Source organism: Bradyrhizobium lupini, assembly GCF_040939785.1.
Taxonomy (GTDB): domain Bacteria; phylum Pseudomonadota; class Alphaproteobacteria; order Rhizobiales; family Xanthobacteraceae; genus Bradyrhizobium; species Bradyrhizobium canariense_D.
This window is the reverse complement of the sequence record NZ_CP162553.1, coordinates 805118-819643: the sequence shown is the minus strand read 5'-3', so window position 1 is coordinate 819643 and position 14526 is coordinate 805118. Positions and strand designations below refer to the sequence as shown.

Genomic DNA, 14526 nt, shown 5'->3' with positions numbered 1-14526 from the left:
GCCGGCTACCGCGGCGCTTTGCCGGCGACATGAGGAACCGCCGCGACGGCAATCAAGATTCCACCCCAGATCGCTAGCGTGAGGAATTGGCTGAGGTTCAGAAGGTTGAATGCCGAGGAGATCACCTGAAGGATGATCAACGCAAGCAATAGCCCGCCGACTTTGCCGAAGCCGCCAAACGGATCGATGCCGCCGAGCACGGCCGCGAGAATGGTGACCAGCAGATAGCTCTCGCCGTATGCCGCGTTGGCCGAATTGAAACGTGCCAACATGACGACCGCCGCCACGCCCGCGAGCAAGCTGGAAAATAAATAGAGTTTGAGGAGGACGGCGCGGGTATTGACGCCGGAGTAACGGGTCGCCTTCTCGTTCGAGCCGATCATGTAAACCTTTGCACCGAACGGCGTCGCGTTCAGCATGAGCGCGACGGGCAAGGCGCAGAACGCAAGTACGATCAGAGCAAAGGGTACCCCGAAAACCGTTCCGTTGCCGATAAACACAATCGGCTCCGGGAATCCGGAGATGACGTTACCGCGCGACAGGCCGATCGCGAGACCCTTGCAGAGCGTCATCGTGCCGAGCGTGGCCAGGATCGGCGAAACGCCGAGATAGGCGATGACAAAACCATTGAGGAGGCCGACCAATGCAGCCACTGCAAATCCTGCAGCGATCGCAAAGACCTGAATGCCGACCCAGGCAAGGCCCTGGCTCCCCGGGATGTAGCGCGTCAGCAGGAAGGCGATGGTCAGTCCGGACAGATTGGCGGTTGCGATGATGGAAAGGTTGAGTCCACCAGATAGCAGGGCCAGCATCATCGCCAGTGAGAGGATGCCAAGTTCGGGCATCTGGAAAGCCATGGATTGCAGCGTGTTGACCGAGAAGAACCGATCGCCGATCGTGATCGCGAACACGACCCAGAGTGCGAACAACAGCAGGATGAGGGTGGCGACTGTGCCGCTGCTGGCGAGACCGACCATGCGCCGGCGAAGCGAGAGGGCAGGGGCGTTGCTCATCGGGGCGCGCTCCGGGTTCGCCGCTCGCGCTGCGACCAGGCGGTCGCAGAGACCGAAATGAGAATAACCAAGCCGACGAAGAACGGCGACCAGTAGGACGAAACGCCCAGCAAAATGATTCCATTTTGGAGTACCGCGAGCAGTGTCAGGCCCAAAAACGTGCCGAAGACCGTGCCGACGCCGCCCATCAGGCTGGCGCCGCCGAGCACGACGGCAGCGACCACATCGAGTTCCTTGCCCACCAGCACCGTCGGGGCAACGGACTGCGCGAGTTGTGCCTGAATCAGGGAGGCGATTCCGGCCATGACACCCATGTAGCAATAGACCAGTATATTGAGGCCGAAAATGTGGAAGCCGAGCCGCTGTGCGGCGTCGGTATTGCCTCCCATGGCATAGATTTGCCGGCCGATATTGGTTCGGTTAAGCAGGAGCCAGGTGACGAGAAATGCCAGCACGAGCGCGAGGATCTGCAGATTGACACCGTAGGAGCTATCCTTGCCCCATTCGAACTCGAACCAGAATATTCCGGTCGCAAACCAGTCGGGCAACGAATAGATGTATTTGCCGCCGGTGAAGAAGATCAGAAGCCCATAGAAGATGTTCAGCGTCGCGACCGAAACGATGATCGATGGTATTCGAAGTTTCTGGATGAAAATCGCGTTGAGGGCACCGAGCGCACCGCCAATTCCAATCGCGATGGCGAAGACGCCGATCCAGTTCGCCCCGTAAGCATTGGCAAGCGAAAGTGTGACATATTGCGCCACCGACGCGGTCGCGGTGAATGAGATGTCGATTCCACCGGCGATCAGGACGACCAGCAGCCCGAGCGCTAGGATGCCGACAAATGCATAGGAGGTCAGCAGATCAAACAGATTCTGCATGGTCAGGAATTGGGCGTTCGCGAAGCCCAAGCTGGCGCAGAGCCCAAGGATGACTGTCAGCAGCCAGAACTCATGGCTGCGACGAAACCTGCCGAATGATGCCATGTGCGATTCAGGCATTGACGGCCTGCCCAAGCGCATCTTCGGAAGTGGCTGCGGCAGGCACGTCGGTTGTCAAACGACCATCCCGCATCACCAGGACGCGATGACTATGATAAAGGACCTCGGAGATTTCGTCCGATATCATCAAGACCGCGACGCCGTCGCGGGCCAACCGCCGGATGATTTCGTAAATGCCGTCCTTGGCGCTGATGTCGACGCCCACCGTGGGGCTATCGAGGATAAGCACCCGCGGATTGGTCGCCATCCATTTGGCGAGCACGACCCGCTGCTGGTTGCCCCCGGAGAGCGTCTTCACCGGGTTGGCGGGATTGGAGACCTTGATCCCGAGTTCAGCAACCCACCGAGCGACATGGGTCTGTCGCGCGCGTGCGGCAATCAGGCCGAACGCGCCAGCCAGACGATCCAGCACCGCAAGCGTGACGTTCGCCGTGACGGACTGATTCAGGATGAGACCAAGCGTAAGCCTATCTTCGGATACGTAGGCGATCCCTCGATTGATCGCCTCTGCATTTGTACGGAGGGCGATGGGCCGCCCGTCAAGTGCGATAGTGCCGCGATCGGGCGGCTTCATGCCGAACAGGGATAGCGCCAATTCGGTTCGCCCTGAGCCGAGCAGACCGGTGAGACCCACTACTTCGCCCGCGCGCAGCTGCAAGCTTACATCCTCATACTCGCCCTCGCGGCCCAGGCCCTTAACTTCCAGCACAACCGGGCCAGCGGCAAGCTCAGGCGCCTGTATCTGATACTCGAAGGACTTGCCAGTCATCAGCTGGCTGAGTTTCCGCCCATCGATTGTGTCTGCGGCAAAAGTACCGACTTTGGCGCCATCCCGCAGCACCGTTACGCGCTGGGCGATTTCAAGCACCTCATCGAGACGGTGGCTGACGAAAACGACGCAGATGCCGGCACGCTTCAGCTCGCTTACGAGCGCGATCAGGGCGTTCACCTCGTGGCGGGTCAACGATGCCGTCGGCTCATCCATAATCAGGAGTTTGGCATCCGCAGCCAAGGCGCGGCAGATCGCGACCAGCTGGCGTCCGGCAATGCTGAGCTCTGACACTTTCGCGTCCGGGTCGAACGCAACGCCGATCTTTGCCATTGTGGCCTTCGCGGCGGCGCGCATTGAGGCCCAGTTCACCGAATGGAGGCCGCCAAGATGGTGCGCCATCGCGATATTCTCGGCGACGGTGAGGTTGGGGAATAGCGAAAGATCCTGGTAGATGACCTGAATGCCGCAATGCGTGGAGTAGACCGGGTTCAGTTTAGGATATTCCTTGCCGGAAATTGCGATACGGCCGCCAGGCTCCGGTGCCTCGACGCCCGAAATGATCTTGATCAGGGTGGACTTGCCGGAGCCGTTTTCACCGACCAGGCAATGCACCTCGCCGACTTCCAGAGTGAGATCGACGTCGCGGAGCGCGTGCACGCCGCCGAAGCGCTTCGATATGCCGGACATTTCCAGGAAAGTCACCAAAGGTTCGCCTGCAATGGAGTCGTGCGATCACTCGAGTGGTCCCGCATTCCCGACCGGAAGGGCCGGGAATGCAGCGCGACGAGGCGACTAAACCGGTCCGGCCTAGAGCCCTCCCGCGATCAGACCGTCGATGGTTTCCTTGTTGATGCGCATGATCTTGTCCACCTTGATCTGCTTTCCTGCAACGTCGACGGCTGCCTTGCCAAGGCCGGGTACATCGACGCCATCCGTGATCGGCTTGCCATCGAGCACGAGTTTGGCCACCGCGACCATCGCGTAACCCGCATCGGTGGGATTCCACAGAAAACCCTCGCGGATCGTATCATCCGCGATAAGCGACTTCGCCTGGCTTGGCAGTACAGTGCCGACAACGGCGATCTTCTTGCCAAGACGTTGCTGACGCACAGCATTTCCGGCCCCGATTGGTCCGTTCGAACCGAAGCCGAGAATACCACGCAGGTTGGGATAGGCCTTGATCACGTCAAGCGTCGTGCGCTGGCTGGTGTCGATCTCGTCGGCGCCAGGGAAGCGGTCGGCGACGAGCTTCATTTTTGGAAAATTTTTTCTGCTGGTAGGCAATCGCGGCATCGGCCCATTTGTTGTGAAGTGGCGTCGTAAGAGTCCCGACATAAACCACATAATCACCTTCGCCGCCCATGTCCTTGGCGAGACGTTCCATCTGCACCTCGCCGAACCGAACGGAGTCGATCAATTCCACATTCCAGTCACGGCCTTCCTGTTCCGGACCCTCATGCGTGATGACCTTGATTCCGGCGGCCTGGGCGCGCTTCAGTACGGGCTCGCAGACTTTTACATCAAGCGGCACCAAGCCGATCACGTTGACCTTCTTGGCAATCAGATCCTCAAGCAGCTTTACTTGCTGTGCCGGATCGACGTTCGCCGGGCCAACCATAGTGGCATTAATGCTGAAATCCTTCGCACCCTTCTGGATTCCCTTTTCAAGTGCGTTGAACCACGGAATTCCCGCGATCTTCACGACCGTGACCATTTCCTTTTGGGCTTGCGCAAAGGCAAAGCCCGGAAAACCGGCACCGGCCAACGCGGCCGTACCACCGATCAGCTTGAGCGTCTGGCGTCTGTCCATTGTTCCCTCCCAGGAAACGATCTTGGATTCCGCACCCTTGACCTGACAGTCGCTGGGTGGGGCAGTCGAGCCTGTTCTTGCTTGGGGGCAGAAAGTGTTGCCTGTCCAACCGCAGGACCTTGAAGGACATTAGAGACCGGCGCTTCAGAACGTGTCAAGCAAGTGACATGTTCGCCAGCCACCGTCGCGGTGCGATACCTGATCTCGCCGTCGAGCTGCTGAGTGAGGAGCTGCGAGCGATCGGCGTTGCTACAGCCATTATCTTAGCGGAGGAGCGCCAGGCCGCCGGACGAAAGCAAGTAGTCCCAGCCTCTGGTTTTCAAAACCCGGCTTCAGCAAGCGGGCTTCGTTCGGCTTCGCGTAGCGATTCACACTTTTCCCTGAGTGTCATTTTTTTCGTCACGCGCGTGGATGCCACCATGAAAGCCCGGCCATCGCCAGCTTCGCCGTTGCACAATCCCTTGCCGCCCACGAACATCCGACTGTCATTGTTACGTTTTCTGCTTCCACAATTGCCGTCGGTTTGGCCGTGCGTTCAGATCGTGTCTCGCGCCGGAGCGTCCGCCCTCGGCTTGTCAGCATCGCAAGCTGCGTGCCATCCTAGCCCGACACGCGCATGGGAAGGTCAATTCCCGGCATGGCTACGCGCCGCGTTAGGGTGGAACACAAACGCTCAGGGAGACACGACATGGTGTGGACGCTTCGTCTGGCGGGGCTGGCTTGCGCCGGCTTGCTGTTGTCATCGGTGAGTGCTCTGGCAGGTCCAAAGGTCGTCTCCGGTCCCGGCGCCGACCCCGCCTGCTTCAAGCCGTGGTCGTCCGAGACCAAATTCTTTCAGTGGCCCAAGAAGGCGGGCCCCTACAGAATCGCGCTGGTCAACGGTTTTGTCGGCAACACATGGCGCATCCAGATGGTGAAGACTGCCAAGGCTTTCGCCGATCAGCCGGGTATCAAGGAGAACATCAAGGAGTTCAAGGTTGTTTCCACCGGGACCGATGTCGCGGCGCAACTTGGCGCGATGGAGGATTTCATCAACCAAGGCTTCGACGCAATCGTTACCATTGCGGTAGCTCCCGACGGTTTTGATCGCATCATCCGTCTTGCCGACAAGAACAACGTCGTGGTGGTGCCGTTCGACAACGTCCTCGACACCGACAAGGTGATGATGGTCAACGAGGACCAGAAGGAAATGGGCCGCATGTCGGCCAAATGGCTGATCGACGAGAGCGGCAAGAAATCCGGCGACATCCTCGAAGTCCGTGGCCTCCCGGGAAACTCCGTTGACCGCGATCGTCATCTCGGTTTCCGCGAGGTAATAGAATCGCCCGGCAACAGCTTCAAAATCACCGAGGTGGTTGGTAATTGGGACACCGGCACCTCGCAGAAGGTGACTGCAGATGCGTTAGCTGTGCATGGTCATTTCGACGGAGTATTCACCCAAGGCGGATCCGACGGCACCGTGCAGGCACTGATGGCTGCCAAGCATCCCTTTGTGCCGATGTCGGGCGAGGGCGAAAACGAGTACCGTAAACAGATTGCCGATCACGCCAAGGACGGACTAAAGGGAATGTCCTACGGCCAGTCGCCGGCGCTGGTGGCGATCGCGACCAAGGCGGCGATCTCGGCGCTGCAGGGCAACATTATGCCGCAGCTGATCTCGATCCCGATTCCAGTGGCGACCTACAAGGATCTCAAGCCGGGCACGAATTACTGGCCCGAGCTCAATGCCAACTTCTTTGCGCCGAACCAGTTCACACCGTGCGGCGTGAACTTCACTGCACCGGAGATCATGTCGCAGAGCGAGAAGAACACCCAGTGACGGCTCCAGCGATGTCTCTGTCACGGCCCGGCATTCGCCGGGCCGTCGTTGCGTGAAGGCCCGGCCATGCCGGCTGCCGATCCGACGCAATCCGCCTTCCTGGAGCTTGCCGGCATCTCCAAGCGCTATGCCGGCGTTCGCGCGCTTGAAGGCGTCGACTTCGCCTGCGAACGCGGCAAGATTCATGCCGTGCTGGGCGAGAACGGCGCCGGCAAGTCGACCCTGATCAAGATCATTGCCGGTGTGGTGCAGCCCGACAGCGGTCGCATGCGCCTCGCGGGGAGCGAGGTCAGCTTCGCCACGCCGTCGGCGGCGAATGCGGCCGGTGTCGTCTGCATCTTTCAGGAACTATCGCTGATGCCCGACCTCTCGGTCGCGGACAACATCTCCATTGCATCCCCGCCGCGGCGGTTCGGCCTGATCGATGCGAAGGCGCAGCGCCGCCGCGCCGAAGAGCTTTTGTCCGAGATCGGCTGTGAGGACGTCAACCCCCTGAGGCGCGTGCGCGATCTGCCCCTATCGAGGCGCCAGGTGGTCGAGATCGCGAAGGCGCTCGGCAAGCGGCCGCAGTTGCTGATCCTCGACGAGGCGACATCGGCACTGACGAGCGCCGATGTGGAGAAGGTTTATGCGATGCTGGCGCGGCTCAAGGCCGAGGGCGTCGCAATCCTGTACATCTCGCACCGCATGCACGAGGTCGAGGCGCTCGCCGACCGGGCCTCGGTGTTTCGCAACGGCCGCCATATCGAGACCTTCGACAAGGGGAGGCGTTCGACCGCCGATATCATCCAGCTCATGATTGGGCGTGACATCGCGGCCCAGTATCCGCCCAAGCCGGCGCGAAATGCCGCGAAGCCGGTGCTGGCGCTCGAGAACCTGTGCTGGGAGAGGCAGCTCGATCGCATTTCACTGAGCATCGGCGCCGGCGAGATCGTCGGGCTCGGCGGTCTCGACGGGCAGGGCCAGAAATCCCTGTTGCTTGCGCTGTTCGGTGTTTTGCGCGGTGTCACTGGTCGCCTCACGGTGGCGGATCGCGAAGTACGTCCCGGCTCCCCGGCGGCGGCAAAATCGGTCGGCATCGCGCTCGTCCCTGAGGACCGCAAGACCGAAGGGCTGATGCTGCCGATGTCGATCGCGGACAATCTTGCGATCGCATCGCTCGACGCGCTTTCCACTGGCCCATTCATCGATACCGGCCGGGAACGCACCGCGATCCAGCGAGCCATCGCGAGGCTACAGATCAAGTTGGACGCAGCGAGTGATGCGGTCTCGACGCTGTCGGGCGGAAACCAGCAGAAGGTCGTGCTCGCCAAATGGCTGATGACCGATCCGCGCATCATCCTGCTCAACGATCCCACGCGCGGAATCGACGTAGGCACCAAGCAGGAGCTCTACCGGCTGATGCGCGAACTCGCCGACCAGGGCGCCGCAATCCTGTTCTACTCGACCGACTATGACGAGCTGATCGGCTGCTGCGACCGCGTCGTCATCATGTATGACGGCCGCATCGTGCGCGAGCTCGAGGGCGACGACCTCACCGAGACCAACATTGTCGCAAGCTCCCTGAATGTCGACACCGATACCGCAGCGGGGGCGGCGCATGCTTGACGATATCGCGATCAGGATCCGCCAGAACATCGGTCTGGTCACCGCCATCCTGTTGTTCTGTGCCCTCTACATTTTCTACAACGCCGCGCATCCCCGCGGTTTCTCCTCCGCCGTGCTGGTGCAGAATGGCGACGAAATCTTTGCGCTCGCCATGCTGGCGATGGCGCAGACAGTGCCGGTCTTGATGTCGGGCCTTGATCTCTCCGTCGGAGCGGTCATGACCATGGTGGGCTGCTTTGCGAGCTACCTCCTGACCGGCGCGGCAGGTGGTGCGCCGCTGCATCTCGACATGTTCGGCGTGCATCTCGGCCTCGGCACCTTTCCGGGCGGCGTGAGCGGCATTCTGCTCGGGATCGCCGTGTGCCTTGCGATCGGCGCGGCTGCCGGCTTTATCAATGGTTGCGTCGTCGTCTATGGGCGCATCCAGCCGATCATCGCGACGCTTGCGACCGGCGCGGTCTACATCGGCATCGCGCTTTTCCTGCGTCCGACCCCGGGCGGCAAGATCGATGTTGATCTGAACTGGGCGCTGACTAACTCGCTCGGCGATTTCGCCTCGACCGTGCACATCTTCGACGATGGCGCGGCTGCCTGGTTTGCGCCGTTCGCCTGGATCCCTGTGCCCTTTGTGCTTCTCGTTCTCATTCCGCTGCTGGTGTGGGTGCCGTTCCGCCGCTCCGTTCTCGGCCGCGCCGTCTATGCGATCGGCTCGGCCGAGGGCGCGGCTTATATGTCCGGCCTTCCGATCGAGCGCGCCAAGATCGCCGCCTTCACGCTCGCGGGCTTCTTCGCCGGCTGCGGCGGTCTCTTCCTTGCTATCCAGACTTCGTCTGGGAATGCGGACATTCCGCAGGCCGGCGCCTATACGCTCAACTCGATAGCCTCCGTGGTGATCGGCGGCACGTCGCTGCTTGGCGGAACCGGCAGTGCGATCGGGTCGATCTTCGGCGCCATGGTCTTGCGCGTGATTTCCTTCTTCTTCCGCATCTTCGACATTGCCCCTCTTCCTGCAGCCGCTGTTCGAGGGCGTGATCCTGCTCGCTGCCGTCAGCATCGGCGCGTTGGGTATGCTGCGCGTCAAGAACACGTTGGAGCTGTTTCGATGACGGCGGCCTCATTCAGCCTCTCGCGCGACGATCGCCCGATCCTGATTGCGGCGGTGTTCATCGTCGTCATTCTCGTCGCGGGTACGGTTTACACATTCGCCCGTTTCGGCAGCGCTCCCCTGTTGTCTCCGGCCTATCTTCTGCAGCAATTGCAGATCGGTGCGTTCCTCGGGATCGTCTCGGCCGGCATGATGATCGTGATCCTGATCGCGCAGATCGATCTGTCGGTGCCCTGGACGCTCGCCGCCGCGGCCATGATGGCGACCTCGGTCGGCGGTCCTCTCGCAATTCCGGTCGGGCTCGGGGTCGGCGTTCTGGTCGGGCTCGTCAACGGCGTCGGGGTCGCGTATCTGCGGGTCCCCTCGATGATCTTTACGTTGGGCGTGAACGCCGTGATGCGCGGCCTGATGGTCGCGCATACTGGCGGCTATGCACCGCAGACCGGGGCGACCGACCTGATGCGGATGCTGGCGGGCGATCGTACGCTCGGCATTCCCAACGCGCTGTTCGTCTGGGCCGCGGTGTCCGTGCTGGTGGTCGTCATCCTGCAGCGCATGTCGCTCGGCCGCTACATCTACGCCATCGGCAACAAGGAGGCGGCGGCCTATCTGGCCGGCGTCAACACGCGCCGCGTCACGGTGGTCTGCTTCGTGCTCTGCGGCCTTGCTGCCGCGCTCGCGGGCGTGCTGCTCGCCGGCTATTCCACCAAGGCCTACCAAGGCATGGGAGACGCCTATCTGCTGCCCTCGATCGCCGCCGTCGTGATTGGAGGCACCAACATCCTCGGCGGCCGCGGCCGCTATCTCGGCACGCTGATCGGCGTCGTCCTGATCGTGCTCCTGAACAGCGTATTGTCGATCATGGAGATGCCGGAGGCGGGCCGCCAGGTGATCTATGGTCTCGTTATCATCTTCATGCTGCTCGTCTACGGGCGGGGCGAACGCGTCACGAGCTAGATGGCCGGCCTAAGCTTACACGGCCGCGCGCGTATTGAGGAAGATCGAATACAACGAGGTCTGTCCGCAAATGTACAGGCGGTTGCGCCGTGGACCGCCGAAACAGACATTCGCCACGATCTCACCGATCGGGAACGTGCCGATATGCGTCCCGTCGGTCCCGTAGCAGAACACGCTCCGTCCCGCCGACGTCCAGATGTTGCCATGGATGTCGCAGCGAAATCCGTCATAGAGCCCGTCGGGGCAGGTGGAAAACAGCGAGGGCTCAGCGACCTTGTCTCCCTGCACCTTGTAGGACCAGATCGTCGCGGGCAGCCCGTCGACGTGGGTCGCGCCGGTATCGGCGACATAAAGCAGCTTCTCGTCTGGCGAGAACGCCAGCCCGTTCGGCTGCACGCGGTCAGAGACGACCAGGCTGATCTCGCCGCCCGCTGGACCGATCCGGTACACGTTGGAGGCGCCAATCTCGGATTTGGTCTGCCGGCCCTCGTAATCGCTGTCGATGCCGTAGGTCGGATCCGAGAACCAGATCGAGCCGTCCGATTTCACCACGATATCGTTGGGCGAGTTCAGCCGACGCCCTTCGAACTGCTCGGCAAGCACCGTGATGGAGCCGTCATGCTCGGTCCGGGTGACGCGGCGCATGAAGTGCTCGCAAGTGACCAGCCGCCCCTCGCGATCGGTCGTGTTGCCGTTCGAGTTGAAGCTCGGCGAGCGGAACACCGACACCGATGAATCCGTCTCGTCGAAGCGCATCATCCGGTTGTTCGGAATGTCGGACCAGATCAAATAGCGGCCGGCCGGAAAGTAAGCGGGTCCTTCGGCCCAGCGGCAGCCGCTGGTGAGTTTTTCGAGATTGGCGTGACCAAAGACCAGGCGGGCAAAGCGTGGATCGTGCGTGACATAGGGGAGCATCGTTCCTCCTTCGTTGCCGCAGGTCGTGAAGTGCCCGCGCGCCGGTTCCGCTTTTCTTAGCAACCCGAATGTATGAGCGGAATAGTCTTGTACGAGACCCGCAATCCTCGCGTTGACACCCGACGGCAAATACATACGCTGCGCGTCGCTGCAATGAGACGAGCGCGCGATCAAGGCGCGAAGAAGGAAGAGCAATCCACCATGATTTCGCAATCAGCTTTGCCGCGCCGCACACTTGGCCGGACCGGTCTCGAAGTCTCCATCCTCGGGTTCGGAACCGCACCGCTCGGCGATCTCTTTCTCGAGCTCGACGACCACACTGCAATTGCCGCAGCGAGCCGTGCCTTCGAGCTCGGCATCAATCTGCTCGATACATCGCCGCACTATGGCAACGGCCTGTCGGAGCATCGCTGCGGAACGGCGCTCCGGCGCGTGCCGCGCAAGGATGTGGTGCTTTGCACAAAAACTGGTCGCTGGATGGATCCGTTTCACCAGCCGGAGACTCGGTCCGGATTTATTGGTGGACAGCCGCACCGAGCCGTCGTCGACTATTCCTATGATGGCACCATGCGCTCGGTCGAGCAGTCGCTGTTGCGGCTTGGCACCGACCGGATCGACCTGTTGCTGATCCATGATGTCGATGTGTGGACCCACGGTAAGGACGCGATCGAGGATCGGTTTCGCGAAGCGATGTCCGGGGCCTATGTAGCGCTGGACAAACTTCGTTCCGAAGGTGTGGTCGCGGGCATCGGGATCGGCGTCAACGAGGCGGAGATGTGCGTGCGCTTTGCGCAGGCCGGGTCCTTCGAGGTGATGCTGCTCGCCGGGCGTTATTCGCTGCTGGAGCAGCCAGCACTCGAGGAGTTCATGCCGCTGGCGCTGAAGCAGGGCATCGCGGTGCTGCTTGGCGGCGTGTTCAATTCGGGGATTCTGGCGACGGGCGCCATCAAGGGCGCCAAGTACAATTATCAAGACGCACCGCCGCAGATCCTTTCGAAGGTTGCTGAGATCCAGCGTATCTGCGCAGCTCATGACGTAGCGTTGCCGACGGCCGCTCTACATTTTGCGCTGGGTCATCCCGCGGTCGCGAGCGTGGTTCTCGGGGCGCATAATGCGCAGGAGGTCGAGCGCAATGTGGCAGCGCTGACCACCACAGTGCCGGGCGCGCTCTGGAGCGATCTCAAGGCCGCGTCCCTGCTGGAATCGGAAGCGCCTGTTCCGAGGTAGACCGGATGAACACGCTTGAATTGGTTCAAGCCGAGGGCTCGGATCACCGGGAAAACAGCTCCCCACCGCTCGGGCTCGCCCCCGTAGGTGCGCGGCACGTGGGACTGGCTCAGTGCCGATTGCGGCGCGGATTGTCGGCCGTGCGTTGAAGTCCGCGATCGATCTGAGCAAGGGAGTCTATGTTGTCCGCTAGGTATGGCCAAGGCGTTCGAAATCTGCGCGGGCGTCGCGGGCCGTGTGGATCAGACCGCCATACCTGTCCGCGATTGGCTTAAACGATCCAGGCAATCGATCATCGATGACGAGATGGTGGCAGTCGTCGAGATGGCCGCCCCGGACCGTCGCATTGCGACCGAACTTGGTGATGTCGGCCACTAGCACGGACGTTCGCGAATTGGCCACAATGGATTGACGCGCCTTGACTTCATCGGCATGGAAATCGAGCAGCGTGCCGTCCTCATCAATCCCCCCGACACCGAATATACCAAAGTCGGCGCGGAAACCCGCGAAGAAGCGCGCAGCCGACTCGCCAATGATATCGCGATCGAGTTGCCGCAGCGTGCCGCCCGCGATGCTGATCTCCACGTCCGGATTGTGCGCGAATGCTGCGGCCACGTTCAGGCTGTTGGTGATCACCCGCAGATCCCGACGGCGGGAGAGCGCCTGCGCGACGTATTCGGGCGTCGTGCCAAGTCCGATCATCAGTGACGTCCCGTCAGGGATGAGGTTGGCGGTCGCGTGCGCGATCCGCCGTTTCGCGCTGGCGTTTAACCTGTGCCTGCTGCCATAGGCGAGGTTCTGGTTCTGGACCGGGAGGCCGACCCCGCCATGCACCCGCCGGAGCAGGCCCTGGTCGCAGAGTGCATTCACGAGGCGGCGAATGGTCTGCTGAGTGACATCGAAACGCACCGCGAGCTGCTCGATGGAGGCGAAGCCTTGCTCGCGCACGATCTCTAGTATGTGGGTCTGACGGGTCGTGGCGGTCCTGAGCATAGGCCCTCCGTTCTCAACGAAAGTATCATTTGAACTCCAAGGACGCAATTTTCTGGTTTCATATGGCGTTACGCTATGTTCAAATGAACATCGTGGTGGCTACGCCGACGAATGCGCGTGGCACGAGGGAGGGCGCATGGACCGGTCTGTCTGCGGTGAGCGGCCTTGCATGGGTCCGTTGCAGCGAGCCGTCGCCAGCGGCGTAGCCGCATCACGGTGAGAGCGAACAGGCCATGTCAGCGATCACGCTGAGTCATGTCTCCAAGTTCTGGGGCGCGATGCGCGCCGTCGATGACGTCAGTCTGACAGCGAACGAGGGCTCGCTACTTGTGCTGCTGGGACCGTCCGGCTGCGGTAAGTCGACCACGCTGCGGCTGATCGCCGGGCTTGAGGATGCTGATGCCGGTACGATCGCCATCGGCGGCGTCGACGTGACCCATCTGACCCCGGCGCAGCGGAATATCTCCATGGTCTTCCAGTCCTATGCGCTGTTTCCGCATTTGAGCGTAGCCGAGAACATCGTCTTCGGACTGCGTGTGCGTCGCGTGTCGCGCGCGGAACGAGACGAGCGGCTCCGGCGTGTGGCCGAGATTGTTGGCCTTGCGCATCTGCTTGAACGCAAGCCGTCGCAGCTATCTGGCGGCCAGCGCCAGCGGGTTGCACTGGGACGAGCCATCATTGCGGAAGCGCGGGTCTGCCTCATGGACGAGCCGCTTTCAAATCTGGACGCCAAGCTGCGGCATGAGATGCGGACGGAGATCCGCGCCCTGCAACAGCGGCTCGGAATGACGATGGTCTACGTGACCCACGATCAGACCGAAGCCATGACGATGGCGGATCGCGTCGTGCTGATGCGCGATGGTCGTATCGAGCAGAATGGCACACCAGAGGAGCTATATAACCGGCCGGCGACGGCATTCACGGCGCGGTTCATCGGCACGCCGCCGATGAACCTGTTGCGCCAGGGTGATCATCTCATCGGCATCCGGCCCGAGCATATCCGCATCGTGTCGGGCGGGGACCATTTTGCGCGCGTCAGGGCGATCGAGCATCTTGGGGCCGACAGCATCGTTCTGTGCGAGGTCGATGGTCAGCCCATCTCGGTGCGGCTCGAAGGTTTCAGCAAGGTTCGGCCAGGCGAGGATGTCCGGATCGCGTGGGAACCCGGGCTCGAGCATCGGTTCGATTCAAGTTCGGAAACTCGCTTGGAGACCATCGTCACAGAGGGCCAGCGGGCGATATCCGGTCGATAGCAGCGGCTGTTTCAAACGCAGTAACGAAGGAGATTGTCCCATGTTTGCGCGAC

The 14526-nt window shown here is 61.6% G+C and carries 11 protein-coding genes and 2 pseudogenes; 6 read left to right on the top strand and 7 right to left on the bottom strand.

Translation table 11 applies throughout. From position 1 onward, the window contains the following. Window positions 1-5: 5 nt before the first annotated feature. The 5 genes and pseudogenes from AB3L03_RS04330 to AB3L03_RS04310 all read right to left on the bottom strand — a co-directional run bounded on the left by AB3L03_RS04330 (window position 6) and on the right by AB3L03_RS04310 (window position 5074). On the bottom strand, window positions 6-1013 hold the full coding sequence (locus AB3L03_RS04330; RefSeq protein WP_085352707.1) for an ABC transporter permease: 1008 nt from the start codon (window positions 1011-1013) through the stop codon (window positions 6-8). Beyond that, a complete protein-coding gene (locus tag AB3L03_RS04325; RefSeq protein ID WP_204510876.1) occupies window positions 1010-2014 on the bottom strand; it encodes an ABC transporter permease in 1005 nt (334 codons plus the stop codon). Before AB3L03_RS04325 ends, AB3L03_RS04330 begins: the two co-directional genes overlap by 4 nt. Then, the gene (locus AB3L03_RS04320) at window positions 2007-3491 is read right to left on the bottom strand and encodes a sugar ABC transporter ATP-binding protein (protein WP_204510877.1); all 1485 of its coding nucleotides are present in this window, start codon (window positions 3489-3491) and stop codon (window positions 2007-2009) included. Before AB3L03_RS04320 ends, AB3L03_RS04325 begins: the two co-directional genes overlap by 8 nt. A 102-nt stretch (window positions 3492-3593) precedes the next feature. Beyond that, window positions 3594-4596 (bottom strand): annotated as a pseudogene (locus AB3L03_RS04315) (autoinducer 2 ABC transporter substrate-binding protein). 319 nt (window positions 4597-4915) lie between these two features. Continuing rightward, window positions 4916-5074, bottom strand: a complete 159-nt coding sequence (locus AB3L03_RS04310; protein ID WP_247479436.1) for a hypothetical protein — start codon at window positions 5072-5074, stop codon at window positions 4916-4918. A 210-nt stretch (window positions 5075-5284) separates the two neighbouring features. Between AB3L03_RS04310 and AB3L03_RS04305 the strand changes: the two genes are divergently transcribed. From AB3L03_RS04305 to AB3L03_RS04290, 4 genes and pseudogenes are all read left to right on the top strand, one after another. Next, window positions 5285-6415: a sugar ABC transporter substrate-binding protein gene (locus tag AB3L03_RS04305; protein WP_018459502.1), complete on the top strand. Its 1131-nt coding sequence runs from the start codon at window positions 5285-5287 to the stop codon at window positions 6413-6415. Between the two features lie 66 nt (window positions 6416-6481). Next, window positions 6482-8023, top strand: a complete 1542-nt coding sequence (locus AB3L03_RS04300; protein ID WP_204510879.1) for a sugar ABC transporter ATP-binding protein — start codon at window positions 6482-6484, stop codon at window positions 8021-8023. Then, a pseudogene (locus tag AB3L03_RS04295) lies at window positions 7983-8939 on the top strand (ABC transporter permease); the annotation flags it as partial. The gene AB3L03_RS04300 and the pseudogene AB3L03_RS04295, both read left to right, overlap by 41 nt. A gap of 186 nt (window positions 8940-9125) precedes the next feature. Beyond that, the gene (locus AB3L03_RS04290) at window positions 9126-10085 is read left to right on the top strand and encodes an ABC transporter permease (RefSeq protein WP_204510880.1); all 960 of its coding nucleotides are present in this window, start codon (window positions 9126-9128) and stop codon (window positions 10083-10085) included. 15 nt (window positions 10086-10100) lie between these two features. On the opposite strand, the gene AB3L03_RS04285 is transcribed toward AB3L03_RS04290, so the two are convergent. Then, on the bottom strand, window positions 10101-11000 hold the full coding sequence (locus tag AB3L03_RS04285) for an SMP-30/gluconolactonase/LRE family protein (protein ID WP_204510881.1): 900 nt from the start codon (window positions 10998-11000) through the stop codon (window positions 10101-10103). A 201-nt stretch (window positions 11001-11201) separates the two neighbouring features. Between AB3L03_RS04285 and AB3L03_RS04280 the strand changes: the two genes are divergently transcribed. Continuing rightward, window positions 11202-12227 (top strand): aldo/keto reductase, encoded by a 1026-nt coding sequence (locus AB3L03_RS04280; protein WP_204510882.1) that lies wholly within the window; start codon window positions 11202-11204, stop codon window positions 12225-12227. A 189-nt stretch (window positions 12228-12416) separates the two neighbouring features. Here AB3L03_RS04280 and AB3L03_RS04275 read toward each other — a convergent pair whose 3' ends face one another. Next, window positions 12417-13220, bottom strand: coding sequence for a DeoR/GlpR family DNA-binding transcription regulator (locus AB3L03_RS04275; protein WP_204510883.1), 804 nt, complete (start codon window positions 13218-13220; stop codon window positions 12417-12419). A gap of 233 nt (window positions 13221-13453) precedes the next feature. On the opposite strand from AB3L03_RS04275, the gene AB3L03_RS04270 reads away from it, so the two are divergent. Further along, window positions 13454-14473, top strand: coding sequence for an ABC transporter ATP-binding protein (locus AB3L03_RS04270; RefSeq protein ID WP_085357362.1), 1020 nt, complete (start codon window positions 13454-13456; stop codon window positions 14471-14473). Window positions 14474-14526: the final 53 nt, after the last annotated feature.